This is a genomic window from Methylophilus sp. DMC18 (assembly GCF_056314005.1).
In genome coordinates this window covers 298286-324170 of record NZ_JBQUZE010000001.1, presented here as the reverse complement: position 1 = coordinate 324170, position 25885 = coordinate 298286, and the positions used below count along the sequence as shown (strand labels likewise).

The following is a 25885-nucleotide window of genomic DNA, read 5'->3' as shown; positions in this document are numbered from 1 at the left end:
GTTAAACGGGCGCGTTAGCCCCAGTTGAGTTTGTTGCGTAACATATCAAAATAGCAGTAGTCTTGAGGGTGCACGAGCCGAATCGACTGCTCAGCACGCGCAATACGCACATGGTCTCCGGCGGCCAAAGGGAATTGGCCTTGGCCATCATAACTCATCTGAGCGTCGGCCGCGCTGACCACAATCACCTCAATCACACTGTCCGCAGGCACGGTGATCGGCCGATAACTGAGCGTGTGCGGACTAATAGGCACGATCGAAATCGCCTCCAGATCGGGATGCATAATCGGCCCGCCGGCAGATAAACCATATGCGGTTGTCCCGGTCGGCGTGGTCAAAATCAGGCCATCCGAACGCTGTCGAGACACAAACTGACCATCCACATGCACCTCAAGCTCAATCAGGCGAAAGGCGCTTTTAATCACCACATCGTTTAAGGCAACCACAGGCAAAACCTGGCTGCCCGCTCTGGTCACCACTGAATGCAGTAACATGCGTGACTCAAGCTGAAAATGACCCTGTAAAATCTCGTCAATCTCATCCAGCATCTGGTCCGTTTGCAAGTCAGTCAAAAAGCCGAGTCGCCCGCGATTAATGCCAATCAAGGGCACGCCGGTTTCACGCAAAGCACGGCCGACGCTCAGCATGGTTCCATCGCCGCCCATGACAATTACCAAATCGGCTTTGCTGCCTATCTGTTCCAGCGAGGCCTGCTCAAAACCTTCTTGTTCCACATAGGCTGCGGTATTGGCTTCCACACAGACATGCAGCCCCTTGGCTAACAAGTGATGTGCCAAGCGGGTCAAATCACTTTGCATTTGCTGCAAGGCAGCAGTGTCCATATACTTGCCGACAATGGCAACTGAGCGGAATGTAGATTGCATGCCGCATTAAAGCATAGAAGCCCTGAACTGAAAAGCTAAAGGGGCTGTTATCCCAGGCGCAAATGATGCAAAATCTAACTCATTCTAATGAGATCGTCTAAAGTGGATAAACGCGCGCAAATTTTGCTTAAAACCTTGGTAGAGCATTACATCAGTGAAGGGCAACCCATAGGCTCCCGCACCCTGCTCCAGCATTCCGGCCTGGATGTCAGCCCTGCGACAATACGTAACGTCATGAGTGACCTCGAACAATTGGGGTTTATTGCCAGTCCACATACCTCTGCGGGCAGAGTGCCCACCAAAAAAGGCTACCGCCTGTTTGTGGACTCGCTGATGACGGTACAGCCGCTTGATCAACGCGCCCTCGCCCAGCTTAAAACTGGACTATCCTCGCCCGACCCGCAAGCACTCATTAACAATGCGGCGGATATGCTCTCGCAACTGACCCAGTTTGCAGGCTTGGTCATGACACCCAAGCGTAGCCGCAATGTGCTCAAGCACTTAGAGTTTTTGCATATCAATGACAAAAAAATACTCGTGATTCTGGTGACCGATGACGGCCAGGTACAAAACCGGATTGTCCTGACTGAGCGCGCCTTTAGCGCCAGTGAGCTCACCACAGCCAGCAATTATGTCAACAGCCACTGTCAGGGGCTCACGCTGGAAGAAGTACAGATCAAGCTCAAGCAGGAGCTGCAACAAATGCAGGCAGACATCAATCACCTCATGTCTGCTGCGCTGGATGCTGCCAGCCAACCCGAGCCTTCAGAAAAAGAGGCGGTGGTGATTGCGGGCGAACGCAAACTGCTAGAAGTGAATGAGCTCTCAACCAACGTCGGCAGCTTACGCAAACTGTTTGAGATTTTTGAACGCCGCACGGCGCTCATGCAACTGCTTGATCAAAGTCAACGCGCCGATGGCGTGCAAATCTTTATCGGTGGCGAAAGTGGCTATCTGGCACTGGATGAATGCAGCCTGGTCACTGCGCCCTATGAAGTCGATGGTCAGGTCGTGGGGACGCTGGGCGTGATCGGCCCGACCCGAATGGCCTATGAGCGGATTATCCCGATTGTCGATATCACGGCCAAGCTGTTATCTAGCGCGCTCTCAAACTAAATACTGCCTGACCATATCAGGCTAATAATTCCGACACCGAGATCAGCCACGGGCGGATAAATCTTTTACTGCTGTTTTTTCACAATCCTGATCTACATGCTTGTCTATGTTGCGCAAAGCGCTCGACACAAGCTCTTTTTTATCACTCAGGAGTTTGTTATGAAAAAATCCGCTTTATTAGTTGCACTGTGCCTAAGTACTTTAATCATTAATCCCACGTATGCTGCAACCTACGATGCGACCCGAGCTGGTGGCGGTTATGTTTTCAGCAATGTTTTTAGTGGCAATACAAGTTTCAATGACTATATTTCGTTTAGCACTGATGGCTTACAACAAGTCCTCACCAGTATTTCTGGTACAGGAACCACCTTTCAGTTCAAGGAATTTAACTTACTGGATGAAAACAAAAATCTGGTCATGAATGGTACGGTATTCAATTCCGGCCCCAATCTTTCTTTTGGATTTACAAATAGCATTCAACAAGGTAGCTACTATCTGCAAGTCGTTGGAGAAAGTACAGGTACAAATGCCAGCTACGCAGGGACCATTACCTTAGCGAACGCAGTCCCAGAACCTGAGTCCGCAGCGCTGATATTGGCGGGATTAGGCCTCTTAGGATTGAAACGCAGAAGACAAGCTTAAACATGATTCAGCCCTCCCTTGTTAGAGCAACGTTATGCTCTGGCAAGGGCTATTTTGTCTACGCAACAATTTGATTTTCTTTTATAAGAAATATTCACCCGTCAGATTCCTCTGACACACTAATCAGCTTGGATTGACTGCCTGCGCTCTGCTCACTTACTTAAAATAGCCACATGTTTAATCCCTGGAGAGGAAATCATGAAAAAACCATCCCCTGTCTCACTTCAGAAATCCCTGGTTTGGACTGCCCTGCTGGTCCTGACTCTGAGCACTTCTGCCTGTGGCTCTATGAGCACACGCGGTAAAAACACTGCCATTGGCGCGGGTGTAGGCGCAGTCGCAGGCGCAGTCTTAACTGGTGGCAGCTCCATCGGAACGGTCGGTGGTGCGGCGGTTGGTGGCGTGATTGGTAACCAGATTCATAAGAAATAACCTTGATCTAAACAAAGATTCTGGTCGCAAATCAGCCGCATGATTTGCGACCAGAATACCTATCGCAACAACAAACATCGGCACTTTTCAAAAGTAGGTAAGTCATAAGGGCACTTTTCACTTAAAATGCGCTCATGACTTACTACCAGCCAGAACCTGCTTACACCCACGGCAGTCAACCAAAAGTGGGTATCCTGTTAGCTAACCTGGGCACGCCTGACGCCCCCACGGCGAAAGCCTTGCGGCCTTACCTGCAGCAGTTTTTGATGGACAGGCGTGTAGTCGAAATCCCGCGCTTTATCTGGTGCTGGATTCTGCATTGCATCATCCTGGTGATTCGCCCGAAAAAATCGGCAGAAAAATATGCCAGTGTGTGGACAGACCAAGGTTCACCGCTCATGGTTTATGCCCAGCAACAGAAAACCTTATTGCAACAGAGTCTGGCTAAACACATCAACAGCCCGTTTGCCGTCGAACTCGGCATGACCTATGGCAACCCCAGTATGAAAAGCGCCATTGAATCTCTCAAGGCACAAGGCTGCGACCGCATTTTAGTATTCCCTCTCTACCCGCAATACGCAGCCAGCAGCACTGCTGCCGCGCTGGATGCCGTGTGGCGTGTACTGCTAAAAATGCGCAACGTGCCCGCCATCCGCACCATCAAGCACTACCACGATCATCCGCTGTACATTCAGGCACTCGCCAGCCATATCAAAGCCCACTGGCAACAACACGGCCAGCCGGAGAAACTGGTCATGAGCTTTCACGGCGTGCCTAAATTCCACCTGATGAAAGGCGACCCCTACCACTGCGAATGCCACAAAACCGCGCGCTTGCTGGCAGAGGCCTTAGGCTTGAGCAAAGAGCAATACCAAGTCGCCTTCCAATCCCGCTTTGGCCGCCAGGAATGGCTACAACCCTACCTTGCCAACACGTTGGATGCCTTGGGTAAACAACAGCTCAAACGCATAGACGTCGTCTGCCCCGGCTTTAGCAGCGACTGCCTGGAAACGCTGGAAGAGATCGCTATGGAAGGTAAACATTTGTTTCAGTCAGTGGGCGGTGGGGATTATCACTATATTCCTTCACTCAATAGTGAAGCGGTTTGGATTGAAGCGATGCGGGATATTGCGCTGGAGCATTTGCAGGGTTGGGTGAGTAATGAGTTTGACTCAGTGAACGCAGAGGCTGAAGCGAAAACAGCTAAAGAATTAGCGATGCTAATGGGTGCACAGAATTAGGATTATTACTTAAGATTATCTCCAAACCTTCGACATTTCAGCTCATATTGCCCATGTCACAAAGCAACATAAATACTGCAGAACAAATACGTGAACACAATATCCCTAAAATGGGCCTTGAACTTGGAGAGTTATATTCAGCCCTTTGGCAGCAACTTAATTGGTTACATAGTAAGTGGGGTGACTATGTGGCACTTTTTGGTACAAAACCCGAAAGAATTGATTTACTTAATCGGGTAGCATCAGACTTTTTTGGCACAGTTCAAACTTCACTTTGGGAAGACGTTTTAATACATATTGCTAGAATAACAGACTCGCCTTTCTCGGCAGGAAAACCAAATTTAACTTTCCGTCGATTATCTGAAGTAATTGATAGAGAAGAAACGCGAGCGAAAGTGAATGAGCTAATGAATACAGCTCTGCTCCGTACAGATTTTGCCCGAGACTGGCGTAATAGGCGGATTGCTCACCGAGATCTTTCATTAGCACTGGAACGACCGACTGAACCACTTAAAGCAGCATCCAGATTAAGCGTTAATGAAGCACTCGCAGCACTTGGCGAAGTACTTAATTGTATATCATCCATATATCTCGACTCTACAACCATGTTCGCCCTCTCAGAAGATCTTACCAGTAGCGACTCTTTATCCATGCTTTATTATTTGAATGCAGGACTGAAGGCTGAGGAAGCCAGACGAAAGCGTATTAGAGAGGGGGCGCCTTTACCAGAGGATTTAATGCGTGAAAGTCTCTGAAGTAATTAAATACCCCATGAAGCTAAATTTTATTAGAAATAATTTTCATCTCAATTCCCAAACATCTACCAACCATTGATTACACTGCCAGCCCGCGTAGGGCGGACTCATTACAGCCCGCCGTATGAAACCTGCGTTGCACAATCAGGTACGCCTTAAATTAATCTAGCTGCATGGCGTTGTAAAAGTCAGATATAACTTTTTCTAATTCAAGCCCTTGAAAATCGTACGCTTTAACGTACAATCATCCCAATAATTCTTGGAGCCTATGCCATGCAAACACTTTCCGCAAGCGATGCCCGTGCCAATTTATACCGTTTACTAGATCAGGCTGCCGAGTCGCATGAGCCGATTACTATTTCCGGCAAACGCAATAACGCGGTACTGATCTCTGCGGAAGATTGGTCTGCGATTCAGGAAACATTGTATTTGCTTTCTGTGCCTGGCATGCGCGAATCCATTAAACAAGGGATGGAAGAGACCGTTGAAGAGTGTGCCACTGAACTTAAGTGGTAAGCCTGTATGGCGAACTGGCAACTGGTATTTACCAAACAGGCACAGAAAGATGCCGTTAAGCTTGCGCAAGCCGGTTTAAAAGACAAAGCGCAAGGGCTATTGAATATTCTCGCTGACAATCCGCTGCAAAACCCGCCGCCTTTTGAGAAACTCGTTGGTGATCTGGCTGGCGCATACTCCAGAAGAATCAATATTCAGCATCGGTTGGTATATCAAATCTTGGCCGAGCAAAACACGGTAAAAATATTGCGATTGTGGACGCATTACGAATAGTGTTTATTATTGTTGGCTCCAGTTTTTTTGGTATGTGATACAGGAACAAACACAACTTAGGTTTTCTAGCAAACCCCTCTAAAAAAGCCTAAAAATAAAAATAATTTTGTAGTTAACCTTCTCTGCCTCTATGTGCACTCTGCGACAAGTGCATTCCACTGCCAGCCCTCACCGATTACGCGTTATAATCGCGTTTTAACGTTTTTATCGTTCCCCTATGATCATTATCACCGGTGGTGCAGGCATGATTGGTTCTATCATGGCCTGGCATTTAAACAACAAACTGGGTCGGCAAGACCTGGTGATTGTTGACCGTATCACGCATGAAAACCAGTGGCAAAACCTGGTACACAGACACTATGCCGAATACCTGGATAAAGACCAGCTGTTTGAGTTTCTCGAAGAGAATGATGAGATCACAGCAGTGATTCATATGGGGGCGATCAGCGCGACCACCGAGCGTGACTTTAACAAGCTGGTGGCGGATAACATGCATTATTCGCAGGACTTGTGGTCCTGGTGTGCCGAGTATGAGGTGCCGTTTTTCTACGCCAGCTCTGCGGCCACGTATGGCGGTGGTGAGCAAGGCTATGACGATGCCAGCATTGAGAACTTGCGGCCATTAAACGGCTATGGCTACTCCAAACACTTTTTTGACCAGTGGGTGTTGCAGCAAGTCGCACAAAAGCAACCTACCCCGCCTGCATGGGCTGGATTCAAGTTTTTTAACGTCTACGGGCCGAATGAATATCACAAAGAGCGCATGGCCAGTGTGGCGTATCACACGTTTAACCAGTTTAGCGAAACAGGGACCATGCGCCTGTTTAAAGGCACGAAAGAAGGCATAGAAGATGGCATGCAGTTGCGTGACTTTGTCTATGTCAAAGACGTGGCGAATGTGATGGGATTCTTCCTCGAAGCGGCATTAAAAAACAAACCGGTTACTAGCGCGATTTACAACATAGGCACCGGTCAGGCGCGCAGCTTTAAAGACCTGGCAACCAATGTGATGACCAGCATGGGCCGTGAACCCAACATCACGTATATTGATATGCCGCAAGACCTGCAGGGCAAATATCAGTACTTTACCCAGGCGGAGATGAAGAAGCTGCGCGATGCGGGATATAAAAAGCCGTTTACCTCGCTGGAGGAAGGCGTCAAAGACTATGTGCAAAACTATTTGATGCAAGACGACCCTTACGCATAAGTCATCAAACAATTGAGCGATAGATTGTGAGCGATATGAACCATATTGAATACCTCAAAGGTGAACACGCCGCCCATATGGCGATGTTTCAGGCGCTGGAGCCCTTATTTCCACTCATCAGCGATGTCGGCAACTTGCTGCGTGACTGTATTGCGCGCGGGGGCAAGATTCTGCTGTGCGGTAATGGCGGCAGTGCGGCAGATAGCCAGCATATTGCAGCAGAGATTGTCGGCCGCTTTAAAAAAGAGCGCAAAGGTCTGCCCTCGATTGCACTGACAACAGACACCTCCATCCTGACCTCAGTAGGCAACGATTATGGCTATGACTATATATTCGCACGTCAGGTAGAAGCCCTTTGCCGCCCGGAGGATGTGCTGATCGGCCTCACCACCAGTGGCAATAGCGCCAATGTGGTCCGCGCCATTCAAACCGCCAATGAAATTGGGGCCACCACCATAGGCATGACTGGCGGCACAGGTGGCAAGTTAAATGCCCTGTGCAAGCACAACATTGTGGTGCCATCCAGCGTGACTGCACGCATCCAGGAGGCGCACATCTTTATCGGCCACAGTTTGTGCGAGATTCTGGAGTCTTAATTCTGATGAATCCTGCATTCAGTAAAGTTGTGCAGCAGTTTGGTGAACAGGGTGCCCATGCCCTGGTGATTGGGGACGTGATGCTAGACCGCTACCTGCTCGGCGAGGTCAACCGCATTTCACCTGAAGCACCGGTCCCGGTTGTGCTGATCAAATCCGAACAACAGCGCGTAGGCGGTGCCGCCAATGTAGCAGCCAACCTGGCATTATTGGGTATCTCAACCAAGATGATTGGCTTGATGGGCAATGATAGTGAAGGCCAGACCTTACTCAAAGCCATGCAGTCACATGGGATTACGACCGAGGCCATGCTCACCAGCCAGCATCGTCCAACCATTGCCAAAACCCGTATTCTGGGCGGACACCAGCAAATGCTCCGTCTGGATCAGGAAGATACCCAGAGTTTGAACGAGCGAGAACAAGCTGAAATCCTCGCCAATATTGACACTGCACTGGCAGCGCAGCCTGCCCTGGTGATTTTGTCAGACTACGCCAAAGGCTTGCTCACCGAAACCGTCTGTCAGCAGGTGATCCAGCGTTGCCGCGCACGGCAGATACCGGTATTGGTAGATCCTAAAGGCCGCGATTACAGCAAATATCGTGGGGCAACTGCACTCACGCCGAATAAAAAAGAAACCGCCGAAGCCTGCGACAGCAGCCAGCAAGATCCGGCGCTAATCGCCAAAGCAACGGCGCTCAAGCAACGCTTGCAACTGGATTTTCTAGCCGTCACCAGAGGCGAAGAAGGCATTACGCTGATTGATGACAGCATCCACCATCTGAACGCCACCGCCAAGCAAGTATTTGATGTCTCAGGCGCAGGGGATACCGTGATTGCCACCCTGGCTGCCGGGCTGATGCACGGGCTGTCGGCACTGGATAGCTTGTCATTGGCCAATATTGCCGCTGGCGTGGTGGTCGGCAAAGTCGGCACCGTGCCAATTACCAAGGCAGAATTACTTGATGCGCTGATGACGGCACAAGGCAATGAACAGGCGCACAAAATCTGCGCACTGGAAGAGCTCAAGCAAAAGGTCAGCCGATGGAAACAGCAAGGCCAAAAAATCGTTTTTACCAATGGCTGCTTTGATTTATTGCATGCAGGCCATGTCACTTACCTTGAAGCGGCCAAAAAGCGGGGCGACAAACTGGTGCTGGGACTCAACACCGATCGTTCAGTATCTGCGCTCAAAGGCCCGACCCGACCCGTGGTGAATGAAAATGATCGTGCGCGCGTGCTGGCCGCCCTGGAGTCTGTGGACGCGGTCATTTTGTTTGATGAAGACACGCCTTTGAACCTGATCATGGCAGTTCAACCTGATGTTATTGCCAAGGGCAGCGACTACACCGCAGCCCAAGTGGTCGGCGGCAAAGAGGTGCTCTCTTGGGGCGGTGAAATTGCATTGATTGACTTGGTGGAAGGCCGAAGCACCACCAATCTGATTAAAAAAATGCATGCATGAGTAGTGCTGACAAGATTCTGGTCATCGGCCCGTCGTGGGTAGGCGACATGGTTCTGGCGCAAAGCTTGTTCAAGCAACTCAAGTCGGACCGTCCCGCTTGCCAGATTGATGTAGCCGCACCTTCGTGGACACTGCCATTGCTGGCGCGCATGCCCGAAATCACCCAAGCCATCGCCCTGCCCTTCAAACACGGGCAATTATCTTTAGGCGCGCGCTGGTGCTTTGGCCGTGGCCTGAGGGTTCAGGGCTACACACAAGCCATCTTACTCACAAACAGTCTGAAATCAGCCATTTTGCCCTGGGCTGCCGGCATTCCATTACGGACCGGTTTTAAAGGAGAGATGCGTTACGGCTTGGTCAATGACATGCGCCCGCTGGATAAAACCCGTCTCAAAAAAACCGTCGAGCGCTTTGTGACGCTGGGTTTAAGCCCGCAAACTGTGCTCCCTAGCGCCTTGCCACAACCTGCATTGGTCGCGGATGCAGCCAATGCAGACCGATTACTGCACGCTTTCAAGCTCAATGCCTCCAAACCGATGCTGGGTCTCTGCCCAGGGGCCGAATATGGCGAAGCGAAACGCTGGCCAGCCGAGTATTACGCGCAAGTCGCCAATCATGCGCTAGATGCAGGCTGGCAAGTGATGCTGTTTGGTTCCGATAAAGATGCCCCAGTGACGGCCTCCATCCAACACCTCTCGCAACAGCGATGCCTGGACCTGGCGGGCAAAACCAGCCTGGGGGATGCGATTGACCTGATGTCGTTGTGCCAACGCGTGGTCAGTAACGACTCGGGGCTGATGCATGTGGCTGCCGCACTGGATAAGCCATTGGTAGCGATTTATGGCTCCTCTGACCCGAAACATACGCCACCGATGCACCCGGATGCAGTGATCCAGTATCTGGGGCTGTCATGTAGCCCGTGTTTCAAGCGTGTATGCCCGCTCGGTCATTTGAATTGTTTGCGACAATTGTCCCCTGAACAAGTCTTACCCACACTCGCACTCACGCGCGTGGAGTTTGCGTCATGAAACGCTTTTCTTACCTGCAAAAAATCACGCAAGCCCAGTGGTTAACCTTGTATTTGCTGGCCGCCTTTCTGATCGTCAGCAAAATTATGTATAACCAGCACGGCTGGGTAAACAACGACTCACTGTTGTATTTTGAACAGGCCAGACTTCTGGCTGCCGGGCAATGGCAGCAGGCGTATCGCCTGTTCTCGTGGCCGTTCTACCCAAGCCTGCTCGCACTGATACACCGCAGTACGGGTCTGGAGATACACAGCGCGGCCATCGGCCTGAATATAGTGTGCTTTGTGCTGTTTGTCGCGGGCTTTCAACAATTGCTTCTAGAAGCGGGCGCCAAGTTGCGCACGCTGCACTGGGGGCATGGCCTGCTGTTCTCCACGCAATATATGGTCGGCAGTGTGCTAGGCATGTTGCTGCGCGACGAGGGCTTTTGGGCGGCTTATACCTGGGGCCTGGTATATTGGCTACGCAGCCTTAAAACGCAACGTTGGCAGGACCTGCTGGCTTTTCAGGCCGTCATGGTCATCGCCACCTTATTCCGGATCGAAGCGGCGGTTTATTTGCTCGCCCTGCCCTTATGCGCGCTTGCCTATACCGGCTTAAGCGCCTCAGGGCGAATCAAGCTTTGGCTGCGCGCCAATAGCCTGAGCCTGCTCACAGCATTGATGTTAGGCATCGCCTTATTCGCTGGCATATTGCGACTGGATCAATTAGGCAGGTTGCAAGAAATCGTCACTCAGGTCACGCGCCTGTTTGGGGAACGCATCGATTTTATTCAACAAAAAGCCGCCATTATCAACCAGCAGGTATTAGGTGAAGATCTGGATGAATACGGCTTGTTCAGCCTCTGGGTGACCTTGATCCTGATTGCCATCAGCAAAACATTAAAAACGGCCGGCCTGCCAGCATTGATTGCCATCTGCTGGCCCAAACAGAGCTGGTGGTCGCGCTTACCGGCACTCGCCCGGCATCTGGGGCTGACAACACTCAGCGTCAGCTTTGTCGTCAGCCTGGTGATCTTGTTGAATGTGTTTGTCCTCTCCAGCCGCTATGTCATTGCCAGTGGCATCGTGTTTATTTTCCTCGCCGCGTTTGCCATGACTGAATGGCAAAGCCGCTGGCCTAAGCTCAGTAGCAGAGGGGTTGCCTGCTTGCTGGTTGCCATGCTCGCCTACTCCTTATGGGATAGAAATCCGACTGATCTTGATCGGCAGGCGGTGGACTACATCCAGACCATCAATCCACAACAGCAACCGGTGTTTTATGACACCGAAAATGCGCGGTTTTATGCCCACCGACCATATCAGGATAGAGTACTGGGTCATACACTGTTTCCCGAGCTGGTCAAGCAGCATGCGATCTCGAAGTATGACTACTATATGATCACTATCAGCAAGGATGCGGTGGATGTGGCTTATGAACAGCTCGCTGTGCAAACCTTGCAAGAAGCCAATTTCAAACTGGTCAAAACCTTTTACGGTTGGCGCGGTAAATCTAAAGTCATGATTTTTAGCAAACAGGCCGTGACACCCTGATGCAATACGTTAAAATTCATAAAAATAATTCACTATTCGTTCAGGCCTCCTCATGATTCATTCGCTGACCCAAAAATTTCCCATTCTTAACCTCTGGCAACCACCGTTCAAACATTTGCTGCGCTTAAGCATTCTTTGGGTGATTCTGGTGGCATGTACCGCAAACGTCTGCAACAGCTTTTTCATTAAATGGGGTTTCCGCGACGACTCCCGCTATGCGTCGCTAGTAGGGGTGATTGATGGCACGGCTTACCAGCCCTATGTTTACCGCTCAACGGTCCCGCGTCTGGCTGACCTGGCCGTGCAGCAGATTCCCGAAAAGAAACAGGAAAAGCTGTTTGAACGCATCATCTCTTCCGACAAACTGAAAAACCATTTCTTTCACGATGTACCTGCCGAGGAATGGACGCCTCGCGTGGCGCTGGACTACCACCTGATGTATGGCCTGACTTTGCTCAGTTTTCTGCTGACGCTGATTTACCTGCGCAAGATTTTTCTGCATTTTTCTGACAACTACTCGGCCTCTATCCTCGCCGTGGTGCTGTTTAGCCTGATCTACCCGCTGACTTTCAAGCGTGGCGGCTATTTTTATGATTTCTTTGAACTGCTTGGTATCACAGTCAGCACCTATTACTTTCTGACTGACCGCAAGTTTCTGGCGTCCATCTTGCTCATGCTCACGGCATTTAACAAAGAAACCGCCTTCGTTGCCGCATTCGGATTTTTCTTTTTACATGCCAAAGACTACCCCATGCAAAAGCGCGTGGCTTACTTTGCGCTGCAATTCATTGCCTGCTTCCTGATCCGGCAATGGATCATCGCACCGTATACCGGGAACACGGATTCTGCGCTGCATTTTCACTTGCTTGATAACGCAAAATTCTGGCTCAATCCGGTCAATTACTTCAAATTGAGTGATTTTTATACACTGGGATTGTTCTCGCCCACGTTGCAGCACGTCTTGCTGTTTCCATGGCTGGCCTACTGGATACGCGCTGGCTGGCAACAAATGGATGACATGCTCAAACGGTATACATTGGGGATTTTTATTCCTAACCTGCTGCTGTTCCTGAACTTCACCACCAAGGATGAGTTCAGAAACTTCTCGCTGAGCATGATCGCCTTGTACATCATCCTGATTCATGGGTTTTCAAACTTCAGGCAGTGGCTGGACCAGAAGTGATTACGCACGCATGAGATTCGTAGATAAATTGCGCATGGGTTACCGGCGCTGGCAATTGGGTGACGCCTTCAAGCATCAATACAACTGCCACCCGGACTTCGACCTGCAGCGCGGGGAGCACAGCTGCACCGTCCTCTGGAAAAAGCAGCCAATAGCCACCATCCCTTTTGCGCATACGCTGAGCCAACAACAACGGGGACCATGCTGGATCGTCGCTTCCGGCCCTTCGCTGGCCGAGATTGATCTGCAGCAAATCGCCTCATATCCGACCATCAGCCTCAATTGCGCGATTAAAAAATTTAGCGCGGCCAAGCTCCATCCGACGGACTGCGTGATTGTGGATCACCGCGTATTTGAGCGCCAGTGGGATTGTGTCGTCGAATCTGTGCATTCGGGCGCGCGCTGTTTCTTCAACTTTGAAGGGCTGAGTATTATTGCTGAGCGGGCGCCGGAACTTCTGAAGCAAGGCAATCTCTACCTGATTGAATCGGTGAGTCGCAAATATGGGGTGGCCAGAGGCAGTGCCGAGCAATACTTGCAGGCATTTTCGCAATCGCCTGAGATTCTGCTGGCCCCGGATTTATTGCCCTTCTGCCGCTCAATTGGCTTTAGCCACAATCTAGAACAAGGCGTGTTTGCCGGGAAAACGGTAGCCACCTGGGCAGTACAACTGGCGTTTGCCCTGGGCTATGAAGCGATTTATATTCTGGGTATGGATTTGGGCGGCACCGGTAAAGCCCATTTTTATGCCGACCAGCACAATCCTTCACCAGATTTTCTGCGCTATTACGAACCGCATATTCGCGGCTGCTTTGAGCTGGCGCGTCTGGCCAGTGAAAAAACAGGGGTTAAGCTATATAATCTGTCGCTACAGAGCGCCTTGCCTGCCGAGATTATTCCAAAAATGTCGTTTGCCGAGGCTTTGCAACAAATTACCGAGACGGCATCCGTCAAGAAATGATTTAAGTTATGAAAATTATTATCCCGCTGCAAACCTGCTCCACGCGTATTCCGCATAAAAATATTCGCCCTTTTTATCAGGACGATTCGCTGTTCGACATCAAGGCCAAGCAAATCTTGACCTTTGAAGCGCCAGAAAATGTCTATGTGTCATCGGAAAGCGTGGAACTGGTCAAACCGTTATGTGACAAGTATGGCTTTCACTTTATGCAGCGCGATGCCTCCCTGACCGGCAACAAAATTTATCAGCCTGACCTGGTCAAAGCGCTAACCGACCCGCTGCCTGGTGACGATGACATTATGTGGATTCAGGTCACCTCGCCCTTATTTAATCAGTTCAAGGAAGCTTTGGCGGTCTGGAAAGATGTCCGCAACGATTATGATTCGCTGGTTGCTGTCAAACCGTTCAAAGGGCATTTGCTGGATGGCAAAGGCAATCCGGTCAACTATGGGTTTGGTTACTGGCACAAGGTCTCGCAAGACCTGCCCAAGTTATATTCGGTGTTGTGGAGCCTGTTTATTCTCAAACGCGAGACGGTCAACCGCTTTCACTACCATATTGGCGTCAATCCCTACTTGTTTGAAACCAACCATATGGTGGTCGATATTGATTACCATGAGGACTTCGAGCTGGCAGGCATGATTTACACCAAGCTACACGGTACGATTTAATTCACCCCGCCAAATCTCTCACGCCGCGCTTACATGGCTACGCCAGCGCGGCGTTTGCGCTGGTACTTGGCGTAAAGCTTGTCGGCACGCTGCGCAATGGCACGGTAAAATGCCGACTCCCCACGCAGTAACTGACGGTCGTCACCAACATAATGCCGAAGAAATGTGAGCAGATCTCCGCGGGTCAATTGAACATCCATGGCTGAAAAATACAGCGCAGCCAGATCTTTCATTTGCATACGTTGCGAAGGCTGTGCACGAATTTCTGCTCTATGCAAATCCAGCACATGCAATCGTGGCGGCAGCAGCGTCAATTCAGCCGCTTTAAAGCAGAAATGGCAGATATAAAAGTCACGATGGTAGAGCGGATACGCATGCATCTGACGTGCAATCTCCGCCACCCGGCGGATCAGCGCACGCTTGAACCGCAGTGTGGGCGGTGTGATTTTCCACTGTAGCGCCAAATCCTCCAGCGTGACAATCTCGCCCAAATCCTCGGTGATCACAAATGAGCGCTGAGTGGCGGGCAGCCAGCCCTGGATGCCATGCCCCACATAAGGCGTGGTGGGAATATGCAAGCGGTGCAAGGCGGCGATGGCCGCCACCTCATTCTGCGCATTCACCACCGGGCGTTTAAAGCTGAGCCAGTTTTTGAACAACTCGCCCCACCCCACACCAAAATGCCGTTTAATAAAAAAATGCTGGCCGGCCAGCGCAATCCGCAAGGTCTCGCGTTCGGCAACCTTGCGGAAACTTTTGCCTGGCAACTGCATAAAAAAATCAAACACATCCGGTCGTTGCCGAATCTCTGCAGGCAGCGGATTTTCTGCTTTAAATTGCACCGTGGTACTCATGACGCCTTGTCTTTGTGCAAGGCCAAAAAGCGGCTGCAATTCTGGATCGCCTGCAATAACAATGGTTGATATTTGGCCATGAGGCTGTCTTGCGCGCTGGCAGATAACGATTCATCGTGCGGCCCGGTCGGCACAAAATGATCCACGCCATGATGCAAATATGGAATACGGTACTTCATATCCGTTGTTTGCACGCCAATAGAGTGCCAGTCACTGACCACAACAAATGGGCGTGACTGCGTGGTCAGCAACGACAGGCCCAGCGAATAGCTGCTACTATCTTCAGGCGCACCCAGGGCCTGTAATAACGTTGGTGAAATATCCAGATGGCTGGTCATGCGCTCAATCTCGGCATGCGAGTGCTGCGGCATCCACACCACCATAGGCGTATGTGTCTGCTCCTCAACAAAACTCGAGTTATGTCCCCAGAAGCCCTTTTCCAGAAACTCTTCTCCATGATCGCCAGTGATGATGACAATGGTATTGTCTAATGCGCCCTGCGCACGCAGTTCATCAAGCACCCGCCCCATTTGTTGATCGACCCAATGGGCAGCATTGGTATAGCGGTTTTTGAACTCGCCGATCTTGGGCTTGAGCGACTCGCGGCTCATGCCCCAGTAATTCACATCCTTTAAATATGGGGAGGCAATCACGGCTTGCTCTGGGAAGTCATAACGCGCATGCGTAGACTCAAAGAAGAAAAAGCTCATGAATGGCCGCTGCTTGTCCCGTGTACGCAAAAAGGCGATTTGCTCAGAGGCATTTTGTTGGTCACGCTGCCAGGGGGTTAACTTCTCCTCCGCCTCGTGCAGCTGTGCAAGCGGTACGCTGGCGAATAAGGTTTTATTAAATTCGGGATAAGAAAACAGTGCGCTGGTACGCAGGTCGAGTTGGTAGTTCAAGGCCTGCACCCGCTGCATGAGCAAAGGCGGTTGTTGTGCATGTAAAAAGCTGGACCAGTAAGAGCCATATAGTCCATAAAACATGCCGAACAGGCCTTCACGCGTACCGTTGCCACTGGAATAGTGGTTTTTAAAATACAAGCCTTGCTGCGCAAATTGCCAGACATGAGGCATGATCTCAGGCGTTAAACGATCCCAGCGCAGAGACTCTGCCACCAGAATGACAATATTGGGCGGCTGTTGGACGGCGCTAAACGTCACCGGCGATAAAGGATACTGAATTCTGGAAGTATCCACATTGAGATGGTTACTGCTATGGCGCACCGTTTGCACGCCCATTTTTTCTGCCCAACTGCGGAAGGTAATCCGTTTATAGAAGGGATAGACTGTCGCCGAATCAAGAATCGCCCCGTTATTTTTGACATCACTGATGCCATATAAGACAGCTTGCGCGACAAAGGCCAGCAGCACAACCAGATACAAAGGCCGTGTCAGCAATAGCGCGGGCTTGAATGACTGCATGCGCGTACTCAACCACCAGGCGAACAGCTGAATCAGGATGACAATCGCGACCGATACGCCGATCGCCACATAGGTCTCGTCGCTGGTCCCCAGCGAGGCCAGGCCGCCTTTGGTGGTAACCAGATTCCAGATAAAGCCGTTGAAATGAAAGTTATACAGGTCATAAATCATTAAATCCGATCTGACCAGTAAAATGCCTATCACGGAAAACGTGAGCGCCAATAGCGCAGTGTAGCGGTTGATGGTGCGCGCCAGCAGCGATTGCAGCCAGGCCGGGATCAAGATCACGACGGCATAGGCAAAACTGTAAAACAACCAGGCACAGACATGAAACCAGAAGGCTGCGCCCGTGGTGGCTTGCGCACCAATGCTGAAGAACCCCCAGCAGGTGGCTAGCATGTGCAGTGTAGTCAGGCCTAAAAACAGTTTGAGTGGTGAAATTTTCTTCATGGCGGCATTCATCTTTAAGCAGTCAGGCGACAGTTAGGGCGCACAGAAAGCCGTTACAGGCGACAATTCAAGCTGATGACAAACGGTCACCCCATGCGTCTGGCAGTAGGCTTGCCAATCCGGCATATCGGTCCAGTCAGCCACAAAAATGAAATCCAGCCCGGCGCCAGTCGAAGCCTGATGATCAAAGCGGCTATCGCCAATAAACAAGGCCGGGAACTGGATGGTCCCATCGGCAATCATGCTGGCCAGGTGCTCATTCTTTTTAGTCGGTCCACCATAAATGCCCAGTTCAAACAGCGTATCCAGGCCACGGCGCGGGAAAATTTGCCGCAATTCCGCTTGATCTCCGCCAGACAGCAGCATCCACTTGGCGTTTGCGGTTTCTTTTTTCAAATCCATCAGTGCAGGCGCAACCTCACACTGCATCAGGGTTTCATCCAGAATCTCGGTAAACGTATCCATAAAGGCCTGAAACCGCTCAGGCGTTAAAGGCTGTTTGATAATCTCGGTGATGTAATAACGAATTTTGTCATTGCGCGGGATGCTGCCCAACTGGATATGATAGTCCACAAAAGCCTGCGCCTGCGCCTCCGTCCCCCCCATCCGCTTGGCGGTGTTGTAATAGGCATCCACTTTGGTCTGGTTGCTATTGAGGACAACGCCATCGCAATCGAGCACAATGGTTTTATACAGGGAGAGGTCTGGTCTTTGGGACATAACGGAGTGGGCTTGGCAAATAAAAAAGGCTTGTATCACTACAAGCCTTCATTATAGACGATTTGTCTAACGCTATACTTATTTGGCCGCCACGATCGCAGAAGCCTCTTTCGCCAGCTTGGTGATCTGTGCCCAGTCCTTATTGGCCACGGCATCGGCAGGCGTCAACCAGGTGCCGCCGCACACAACCACGTTAGGCAATGCCAGGAATTGTGGAGCGCTTTCAACGCTGACACCGCCCGTGGGGCAGAATTTCACATCAGCAAATGGGCCGGCAAAGCCTTTGAGCAGGTTAATGCCACCCACCGCCACCGCTGGGAACAATTTCAGGAAGTAGTAATCATCGGCATTCGCCATCATGATTTCTGAGCCGGTAGACACGCCTGGCAACAGTGGCAAGCCGATTTCACGGGCATATTTACCTAACTCGCTGGTGTAGCCTGGGCTGACCGCAAACTGGCAACCCACATCCTTGGAGTTTTTCGCATCTTTCAGGTTACGCACGGTCCCAGAACCCAAGATCGCGTCAGGCACATGCTTGGCAATTTCTTCCATGGCTTGCAGGGCAACCGGGGAACGCAATGTGACTTCCAGCACCTTAATGCCGCCTTCCAGCAACGCTTCGGCCATTGGCACCGCATCTTCCACTTTGTTAATGACAATCACCGGAATCACCGGGCCATGATTTGCTAACTCTAATGTGCTCATGTTTTGAATATTGACCTAATAAATAAAAAAATTGTTTTTTAATCGTTTGCTTTATGTAAATGAAGATTGCTAAGCAAGACTAGGCGCAGGCGCGTAGACAGTACGAATAGTACGGCAAGCAAACTGCAACGACGTATTGCGACGCAATGTGCATTTACAACCAGGTAACGGCGCCTTCTTCTGCAGACAGCACATTCCTGCGCATGCCACCAAACAACTCACGGCCCAAGCCATGGGCGTTGTAATGCCGTTTGGCATCGCTCAGCTCTTCAGCCTCGCGCTCAGCCCAGGTGTCTTCATCAACCAGCACATTCAACTGACCGACGGTACCATTGAGGCGGATGATGTCACCATTGCGGATTTTGGCAATCGGACCACCCGCGCTGGCTTCGGGACTCAAGTGAATTGCAGCAGGAATCTTGCCTGAAGCACCACTCATGCGGCCGTCCGTTACAATCGCCACCCGGAAGCCCTTGTTTTGCAACACAGCAAGTGGTGGTGTCAATTTATGCAACTCTGGCATGCCGTTGGCTTTAGGGCCCTGGAAGCGCACGACAGCAATGAAGTCACGCTCCAGCTCACCGCGGTCAAACGCGGCCAGCAATTCTTCTTGCGCATCAAACACAATGGCTGGCGCCTCGATGATGTGACGGTCTTCAGGGACGGCAGAAATCTTGATGACGCTGCGGCCAAGGTTACCCTTGAGCAGACGCAGGCCACCGGACTCGTTAAACGGATGAGAAGCTGTGCGCACGATGGTTTCATCACCACTTTCGGCCGGGTAGTCTTTCCACACCAGCTTGTCCGCTTCTTTTTCCGGCTTTTTACCGTAATCGCGCATGCCGCCACCACTCACGGTGTAGACATCCGGGTACATATAGCCGCCTTCGATCAGTTCGCGGATCACAAAGCCTGGGCCACCGGCGTCCTGGAATTCGTTGACGTCTGCCTTACCGTTTGGATAAACACTGGCCAGCAGAGGCGTCCCTTTAGCCAGATAATGGAAGTCGGTCCAGTCAATGATGATCCCAGCAGCACGCGCAACCGCTACCCAGTGGATCAAATGGTTGGTGGAACCGCCCGTGGCCAGCAAAGCCACCATCGCGTTCACGATCACATGCTCATCTACCAGACGGCCAATCGGCACGAATTTATCTTTTTTAGCGTTTTGCACTACCAAACGCACCGCTTCACGCGTCAAGTCTTCACGCATGCCATCATGCGGGTGGATAAAAGCCGCCCCTGGCACGTGCAAGCCCATGGCTTCCAGCAACATCTGGTTACTGTTGGCCGTACCGTAGAAGGTACAGGTGCCGGCACCGTGGTAGGCCGCAGATTCGCTGGCCAGCAGCTCATCACGGTCACACAGGCCTTGTGCATATTTTTCACGCACTTTGGATTTCGAGGTGTTATCAATGCCGGTGCTCATCGGGCCCGCTGGCACAAATACACAGGGCAAATGCCCAAAATGCAAGGCACCGATCAACAGGCCGGGCACGATCTTGTCACAGACGCCCAACAGCAATGCCGCATCAAACACGTCATGAGACAAGGCAATGGCCGTACTCATGGCAATGGTATCGCGGCTGAACAGGCTCAGCTCCATGCCAGGCTCGCCCTGGGTAATCCCATCACACATGGCAGGCACGCCACCGGCCACCTGCACGGTTGCGCCATGCTTGCGTGCTTCATCACGAATAATATCCGGATAGTTCACATACGGCTGATGGGCGGACAACATTTCGTTGTAAGCAGTGACGATACCGACGTGTGTCGGCTTCTCGGCGTAAATCTTGAATTTGTCGTTTTGTGGCATGGCCGCAAACGCGTGTGCCACGTTGGCACAGCCCAAGCGGTCCGGGCCTTTTTCACGGTTCAGGTAATCATCAATGCGCTGCAAATACGCCTTGCGGGTCGGACGGCTACGCTCGATGATGCGTTCTGTTACTTCAATGTGAGATTGTTTCATTGACTATCGCTCAACTGTGTTTTAACTACCTGATGAACTATCCTGGTGAACTGCTTTGAACTTGCTATTGCGTCACAGTATAGGGTGAAGATATATGAATCCAAACAGGCTCCCTACCCCCGATTATCTCCAAACTGCTGCACTACGTCAAATTGAATTACCCGAATCCAACATTTTTTCAGAGGATTCAATGACTTAAAACAATATACCTCTTTTTCGCGTAGTGCATTGACACTCATGGAATGTAGCCAGACATCAAGCAGATTTGGTCACCAGAATATCTTCCAGCATCAGATATTCCAGATCACAGCCATAAAACATATTCAGGGCATCAGTCGGGCTGCAAATCATCGGCTCGCCGCGTCTGTTAAGCGAGGTATTGAGCACCACGCCATTGCCACGCAGCTGTTCCAGATGCTCAATCAGCGCGTAGTAGCGTGGATTGGTGGTTTTGGTCACAACCTGCGCACGCGCGGTGCCGTCCTCATGGACCACTTCCGGAATGCGGTTTTTCCAGGCCGGGTTCACATCAAAGGTGAAGGTCATGTAGGGCGCCGGATGGTCGGTTTGCAGAATATCCTCCGCCACGCGGTCCAGCATGCTGGGGCAGAATGGCCGCCAGCGCTCACGGTATTTGATCTGGGCATTGATGCGGTCCGCCACGCCAGGAAAGCTAGGGTCACCCAGTATACTGCGGCAACCCAGGGCACGCGGGCCAAACTCCATGCGCCCCTGAAACCAGGCGAGTGGATTCCCCGCGGCCAGTAATTCTGCCGCTTTACGTGGGCCATCTTCTACACGGGTAAAAACAGGCTTGGACGGATGCGTTTCACAGGCGGCAATACATTCTTCATTGGTGTAAGAAGGCCCGAGGTAAGCGTGTTCCATTTTATGGATTTTTTCGCCCGCCAGGTGTGCAGCGTAAGTGGCTGCGCCCAGGCTGCTGCCGTTATCGCCAGAAGCAGGCTGTACAAATAATTCTTTCACGTGTGGCAAGGCGATAATGCGCTGATTCAGTTTGACATTGAGCGCAACGCCGCCTGCCATCACAATCTTGCCGGTCTCGCGCAGAATATCGCCCAGATAATATTCAATCATCTGCAAAGCCAGGTCTTCCAGCAGCTTCTGTACACTGGCAGCGTAATGAATATACGGGTCGTCAATCTCGTCGCCCTCACGCTTGGGGCCTAGCCATTCAATCAGTTTGGGCGTGAAGTAGTAGCCTTTGCCATTTTCTTTGTAACGGCGCAAACCGACCACGTTGACGTATTCGGTGTTGATGATGAGCTCACCGTTTTCAAACTTGGCCAGGCGGCTCAAATCATATTTGTTCGGGTCACCATACGGCGCCATGCCCATGACCTTAAATTCACCATCCAGCATCTCAAACCCAAGAAACTCGGTGATCGCGCCATACAGCCCACCCAGTGAATCCGGGTCATAGAATTCCTTGATTTTGTGAATCTTGCCATGTTCCCCATAGCCAAAAAACGTGGTGGCATATTCCCCTTTGCCGTCAATGCCGACAATGGCGGTTTTTTCCTTGAAGCCACTCAGATGATAAGCACTGGAAGCATGCGCCAGATGGTGTTCAACCGGCACATATTTGGCTTTGCTCAACCCAAGCTCTTCCATCAATTTGAGTGATTTGTCGCGGTTGCGACGGAAACGGCGGTTGCCATTAAAAATGGCGTCCAGTGCACGGTCTGGTGCGTACCAGTAGCGCCTAGCGTAATGCCAGCGCGCAGCCGAAGTCAGCGGAATTTCACCATAAGGGAAAGCCACGATATCGACTTGTTCAGGGGAAATGCCCGCCTGTTTCAGGCAAAACTTGGCCGCTTCGTAAGGCCAGTGATTTTTGGCGTGCTTGTCGCGGATAAAGCGCTCTTCTTCTGCCGCAGCGACAATTTTGCCATCTACCAGAATGGCAGCCGAAGCATCATGCCCCAAGGCACCGGATAAACCTAACACAATCATGCAGAAACTCGCGTAACGATCAAATCAATCGAATGGATTAAATGGAAATGCCCGCCAGGGTGAGTGGCGTATGGTCTGGATAAACCGTTTTAAATCTATCCACCAGCGCATTATACAGTGAACTATCCGGTTTCCAATTTTGCAGCAGCCGCCGCAGGTCGCGTGCATGTGCGCGCAAGGCCATTTGCGCACAGTGATGCTGGCTCATGCTGTCGAGATCAATCACCACGATCTGGCCTTGATCGGTGACCTGCAAATTGCTGCCTTTGAGGTCGCCATGCGATATTTTGAGCAGATACCACTGATAACAAAGCATGACCAATTGCTCCACCACCTGCGCCTCAAGCGCAGGATCGCGAGACTGCTGAAAAAAGGTCAGCACATCGGGCCAAGGGCTAAATGCAGAGACAAAATACGCGCGGCCACGCAGCCCGCAGTAACGGCGTTCGTACATCAACATGGGTTGCGGGGTCAGCATGCCGTAGTATTGCAGGCGGTGTGCATTTTGCCACGAGGCGGCCGCCCGGCTGGGCCGCCAGGCCCGGCTCAAGGCATGCCAAGCATTTTTAATGTTATAGCGCTTGATCACGACAGGCTGATCTTGCAACTGGGTATGACCCACGGTGCAGGTGTTGCCCGCCTTCAGGATCTGCCCCACATGCATGGCCACTTCCAGCGCAGGCAAGTCCGTGGGATGCAATCCGCCAGCGATACTGACCGCCTGCACACTATGAGCCGTCTGTTGCCAGGTCACATCGCTGCAGGTACGAAAAATTTTACGCGTGACATAGTGTTCCACCTCACGCGTCTTCATCTGTTGCGCCCAAGCCAATACTTGTGCAGCGGTGAGGCTGCGCGGCCAGCCGCGTGCATGCAAATAGACATCCAGTAGGCGTTGCGTCCACTGCATCTGATCCAGTACCTGCAACTTCGAAATCAACTCGGCGAGCTGCAGGTGCGCCTGTTTGCGGCTCAGCGTTTGCTGACGGATCCCATCACCATCAATGGCCCACACCACGCCTTCTGCCAATAAAAAATTCTTTAAATGCAAATCGGTTTGGCATAATCCTGCGACATGCTGTGCTGCCAAGGCCTCAACCAGCAGCGCCAGCAAAGCATATCTGCCCTCTGCAGGGCCTGCGGAATAAGCTTCTGCGGCATTGACCGCATTGGGAACAGCGGCATAAATCAATACTGCTAGCGGCTGGGTGCCGTCATGCAGCGTGCCTTGCCATAACAAGGCTGGCGTACGGATGCCCGCAGCCAGCATGCGGCGCGCGCCGTCCGCATCCCGCCTGGCGTAACGTGCCGCTTCTTTGCCCGCAAACAGCTTGGCATAGATCGCCTGGCCATCCCATGCCCCCCGCAACACCCAGCGCCGCTCCTTGAGCACGCGGACCAGCGTGTCCAATTGCAAGGGCGGCTGGGCGTCCATCGCGAATTCAAGGCGGATGGGGCCCGGCGAAGTGAACTGGCGCAGGGTCATGCTTGCGCAGGTCGTCCTAACAGCAAGAGCGCCTGCTGCAATACTTCTTGCGGGCGTATGTCCGCCATGCTGTCTTTTTTAATCAAATGTCGGTTGGCGCGTTGCGGATAAGGCCCGGTCAACAAGTGATTGGTCGGGCCAAACAGTCCCAGCATCGGCACTTGGGCGGCAGCCGCGACGTGAAATACACCACAATCATGTGAGATAAATAAATTGGAGCGCTCCATCAGTTGGCGCAAGTCTGCCACCGTGGTTTTGCCTGCAAGGTTAATACTGTTAGGCACCGCCTTGACGAATTTCTTTGCCAGAAAGGCTTCATTGCTGGTGCCGGTAATCACCAGTCGTACGCCCGGGATGGCTTGTACCAGCAATTGTCCCAATTGAATATAGGCATCAATCGACCACAGTTTTTTATCATCGGCACGCCTGGCGTAAAAAAACTTCCAGCCATGCAATAGCGTGGTGCCACAGCCCAAGTGAATATTGATCACGGTGTCTGCAGGCTGCACGTCAAAGCGTGACAACAAGCTCACCTGACCAGGCGCGCTGTAAATCGCATAGCAACGGTCTTCATCGGTGATTTCAATCTGGCGCTGTAACTGCTGGCTCAACCATTGCTGGCAAAAGGCTAGCAGCTGTTCCGCATAATGCACATCGGTTTTATCGATGGTCGCCAGTTGCAGGCGCGCATCATTAAAAGGCAGCTTTTTGAGCGCATTTTTATTAAATGCCAGTACCGCGTCATAGTCTTGCGCGAGCTTATTGACGCGGCGGAGACTACTGGTCACCCACAGCTTGCTGATGTCCGGGTTGTGTTCAAACACCTGTGCGCTCAGGGCATTCAGCGCGACTACATCAATGCGTGCCTGTGGTAGATGCTTGCGCAAAAACCGGATAGCCGGCGTACAGAAGATATTGTTGCCCGTGCTACTCGATGTCAGTATTAACAGTGAATTAACCATGTTTCATTATCTCTTGTTTAAACGCTTCAATCCCCAGCGCAGCCACCACCAGCCGCAGCGTTGGTAACACTGGCCATGCTCGCTTGCATAGGCTTGATACAGCTGATACAACAGGCTGTCCGGCCAATCCTGCAAACGGCTCATGAATTGCCGCAAATCCCGCAAGCGTTGCCAGGCTGGCAGCCACATATGCTTGGCTTTTTCGAGATCAATGAATGCAATCTCATAAGCGCCAGACGTTTCGTGCTCAGGCAGCGCGCTGACAAACAGGTGCTTGGGGTATAGCGCCCGATGCTGTATGCCCGCAGCGTGCAATGTTTTTAACGCCTGTGCGACAGCGATCAGCAACGGCGGATTGGCAGTCATATTGGCCGCCGTGCAATACGGAGTAAGCTCCTCATAGCCTTGCAGTGCCTGCGTAGCCAGGATGGCCTGACGGCCCGCTGGCACATCGCGCACGCCCGCGTAAACCACCTCGGGCACCCTCACCCCCTGCGCCCGTAAATACTTGAGCATGTCATATTCAACCATAAAGGTCGGCAAGCCACGCCAGGGATAGCGGCAGCTAAAGCGGGTATGGTTTTGCTGGCGTTTCACATAGAGTTCAACCAGTTGATGATCAGCACATGGCAATTGCCAGCGCCCGACCCCACTCCAACCGCCTCTTTCTAGATTGGGTGGCTCCAGCCAGGCAATCGCCAGTTGCCACCAGGCATCAAAGTGGTCCATGCGCTGCGCAATCAGGGCATCGCGGACACGGCCCTCTTCGGTTTGAATCTCACTTATTTTCAAAATTAATCAGCGAATAGACGGGTTAGCAAACGACGATTTGTTA

25 protein-coding genes are annotated in these 25885 nt (G+C 51.6%); 15 read left to right on the top strand and 10 right to left on the bottom strand.

Translation table 11 applies throughout. The annotated features are described in order from the left end of the window. Nucleotides 1-14: 14 nt before the first annotated feature. Nucleotides 15-884, bottom strand: coding sequence for an NAD(+) kinase (locus tag ACT53G_RS01515; protein ID WP_379077559.1), 870 nt, complete (start codon nt 882-884; stop codon nt 15-17). Nucleotides 885-986: 102 nt separating this feature from the next. Here ACT53G_RS01515 and hrcA point away from each other — a divergent pair, with 102 nt between their 5' ends. From hrcA to ACT53G_RS01440, 15 genes are all read left to right on the top strand, one after another. After that, nucleotides 987-2000 (top strand): heat-inducible transcriptional repressor HrcA, encoded by a 1014-nt coding sequence (gene hrcA / locus ACT53G_RS01510; protein ID WP_476168507.1) that lies wholly within the window; start codon nt 987-989, stop codon nt 1998-2000. Nucleotides 2001-2159: 159 nt separating this feature from the next. Beyond that, a complete protein-coding gene (locus ACT53G_RS01505) occupies nt 2160-2642 on the top strand; it encodes an FxDxF family PEP-CTERM protein (RefSeq protein WP_476168506.1) in 483 nt (160 codons plus the stop codon). A 198-nt stretch (nt 2643-2840) separates the two neighbouring features. Beyond that, nucleotides 2841-3074: a glycine zipper 2TM domain-containing protein gene (locus ACT53G_RS01500; protein ID WP_275356932.1), complete on the top strand. Its 234-nt coding sequence runs from the start codon at nt 2841-2843 to the stop codon at nt 3072-3074. Nucleotides 3075-3208: 134 nt separating this feature from the next. After that, entirely contained in the window at nt 3209-4315 is a 1107-nt protein-coding gene (gene hemH, locus ACT53G_RS01495; RefSeq protein WP_476168505.1) for a ferrochelatase, read from the top strand. Between the two features lie 53 nt (nt 4316-4368). Next, a complete protein-coding gene (locus ACT53G_RS01490) occupies nt 4369-5070 on the top strand; it encodes an AbiU2 domain-containing protein (protein ID WP_476168504.1) in 702 nt (233 codons plus the stop codon). Between the two features lie 273 nt (nt 5071-5343). Further along, nucleotides 5344-5586, top strand: a complete 243-nt coding sequence (locus tag ACT53G_RS01485; protein ID WP_476168503.1) for a type II toxin-antitoxin system Phd/YefM family antitoxin — start codon at nt 5344-5346, stop codon at nt 5584-5586. Nucleotides 5587-5592: 6 nt separating this feature from the next. Then, nucleotides 5593-5859 (top strand): Txe/YoeB family addiction module toxin, encoded by a 267-nt coding sequence (locus tag ACT53G_RS01480; protein WP_476168502.1) that lies wholly within the window; start codon nt 5593-5595, stop codon nt 5857-5859. A gap of 217 nt (nt 5860-6076) precedes the next feature. Continuing rightward, on the top strand, nt 6077-7066 hold the full coding sequence (gene rfaD / locus ACT53G_RS01475) for an ADP-glyceromanno-heptose 6-epimerase (protein ID WP_476155190.1): 990 nt from the start codon (nt 6077-6079) through the stop codon (nt 7064-7066). Nucleotides 7067-7101: 35 nt separating this feature from the next. Further along, entirely contained in the window at nt 7102-7662 is a 561-nt protein-coding gene (locus ACT53G_RS01470; RefSeq protein WP_476155192.1) for an SIS domain-containing protein, read from the top strand. 5 nt (nt 7663-7667) lie between these two features. After that, nucleotides 7668-9125 (top strand): bifunctional D-glycero-beta-D-manno-heptose-7-phosphate kinase/D-glycero-beta-D-manno-heptose 1-phosphate adenylyltransferase HldE, encoded by a 1458-nt coding sequence (hldE, locus tag ACT53G_RS01465; protein WP_476155194.1) that lies wholly within the window; start codon nt 7668-7670, stop codon nt 9123-9125. Next, complete coding sequence (gene waaF, locus ACT53G_RS01460; protein WP_476168501.1) at nt 9122-10153, top strand: lipopolysaccharide heptosyltransferase II; 1032 nt, start codon at nt 9122-9124, stop codon at nt 10151-10153. Before hldE ends, waaF begins: the two co-directional genes overlap by 4 nt. Further along, a complete protein-coding gene (locus ACT53G_RS01455) occupies nt 10150-11685 on the top strand; it encodes a hypothetical protein (protein WP_476168500.1) in 1536 nt (511 codons plus the stop codon). The genes waaF and ACT53G_RS01455 overlap by 4 nt, the downstream gene beginning before the upstream one ends. A 52-nt stretch (nt 11686-11737) precedes the next feature. Then, nucleotides 11738-12868, top strand: a complete 1131-nt coding sequence (locus tag ACT53G_RS01450; RefSeq protein WP_275356938.1) for a hypothetical protein — start codon at nt 11738-11740, stop codon at nt 12866-12868. A 10-nt stretch (nt 12869-12878) separates the two neighbouring features. After that, nucleotides 12879-13829 carry a hypothetical protein gene (locus ACT53G_RS01445; RefSeq protein WP_476168499.1) on the top strand — a complete coding sequence of 317 codons (951 nt, stop codon included), beginning with the start codon at nt 12879-12881 and terminating at the stop codon, nt 13827-13829. An 8-nt stretch (nt 13830-13837) separates the two neighbouring features. After that, entirely contained in the window at nt 13838-14500 is a 663-nt protein-coding gene (locus ACT53G_RS01440) for a glycosyltransferase family protein (RefSeq protein WP_194747143.1), read from the top strand. A 29-nt stretch (nt 14501-14529) separates the two neighbouring features. On the opposite strand, the gene rfaP is transcribed toward ACT53G_RS01440, so the two are convergent. From rfaP to ACT53G_RS01395, 9 genes are all read right to left on the bottom strand, one after another. Beyond that, complete coding sequence (rfaP, locus tag ACT53G_RS01435; RefSeq protein WP_476168498.1) at nt 14530-15354, bottom strand: lipopolysaccharide core heptose(I) kinase RfaP; 825 nt, start codon at nt 15352-15354, stop codon at nt 14530-14532. Further along, nucleotides 15351-17228, bottom strand: a complete 1878-nt coding sequence (locus tag ACT53G_RS01430; protein ID WP_476168497.1) for a sulfatase-like hydrolase/transferase — start codon at nt 17226-17228, stop codon at nt 15351-15353. The genes rfaP and ACT53G_RS01430 overlap by 4 nt, the downstream gene beginning before the upstream one ends. Nucleotides 17229-17261: 33 nt before the next feature. Then, the gene (locus tag ACT53G_RS01425; protein ID WP_476168496.1) at nt 17262-17948 is read right to left on the bottom strand and encodes an HAD family hydrolase; all 687 of its coding nucleotides are present in this window, start codon (nt 17946-17948) and stop codon (nt 17262-17264) included. A 78-nt stretch (nt 17949-18026) separates the two neighbouring features. Beyond that, nucleotides 18027-18656, bottom strand: coding sequence for a bifunctional 4-hydroxy-2-oxoglutarate aldolase/2-dehydro-3-deoxy-phosphogluconate aldolase (gene eda / locus ACT53G_RS01420; protein ID WP_194747147.1), 630 nt, complete (start codon nt 18654-18656; stop codon nt 18027-18029). Between the two features lie 154 nt (nt 18657-18810). After that, on the bottom strand, nt 18811-20625 hold the full coding sequence (edd, locus tag ACT53G_RS01415; protein WP_476168495.1) for a phosphogluconate dehydratase: 1815 nt from the start codon (nt 20623-20625) through the stop codon (nt 18811-18813). Nucleotides 20626-20880: 255 nt separating this feature from the next. Continuing rightward, nucleotides 20881-22602 carry a carbamoyltransferase family protein gene (locus tag ACT53G_RS01410; RefSeq protein WP_476168494.1) on the bottom strand — a complete coding sequence of 574 codons (1722 nt, stop codon included), beginning with the start codon at nt 22600-22602 and terminating at the stop codon, nt 20881-20883. A 37-nt stretch (nt 22603-22639) separates the two neighbouring features. Then, nucleotides 22640-24088, bottom strand: a complete 1449-nt coding sequence (locus ACT53G_RS01405) for a lipopolysaccharide kinase InaA family protein (protein WP_476168493.1) — start codon at nt 24086-24088, stop codon at nt 22640-22642. Beyond that, nucleotides 24085-25050, bottom strand: coding sequence for a glycosyltransferase family 9 protein (locus tag ACT53G_RS01400; protein WP_476168492.1), 966 nt, complete (start codon nt 25048-25050; stop codon nt 24085-24087). The genes ACT53G_RS01405 and ACT53G_RS01400 overlap by 4 nt, the downstream gene beginning before the upstream one ends. A gap of 6 nt (nt 25051-25056) precedes the next feature. Continuing rightward, entirely contained in the window at nt 25057-25842 is a 786-nt protein-coding gene (locus ACT53G_RS01395; RefSeq protein WP_476168491.1) for a lipopolysaccharide kinase InaA family protein, read from the bottom strand. Nucleotides 25843-25885: the final 43 nt, after the last annotated feature.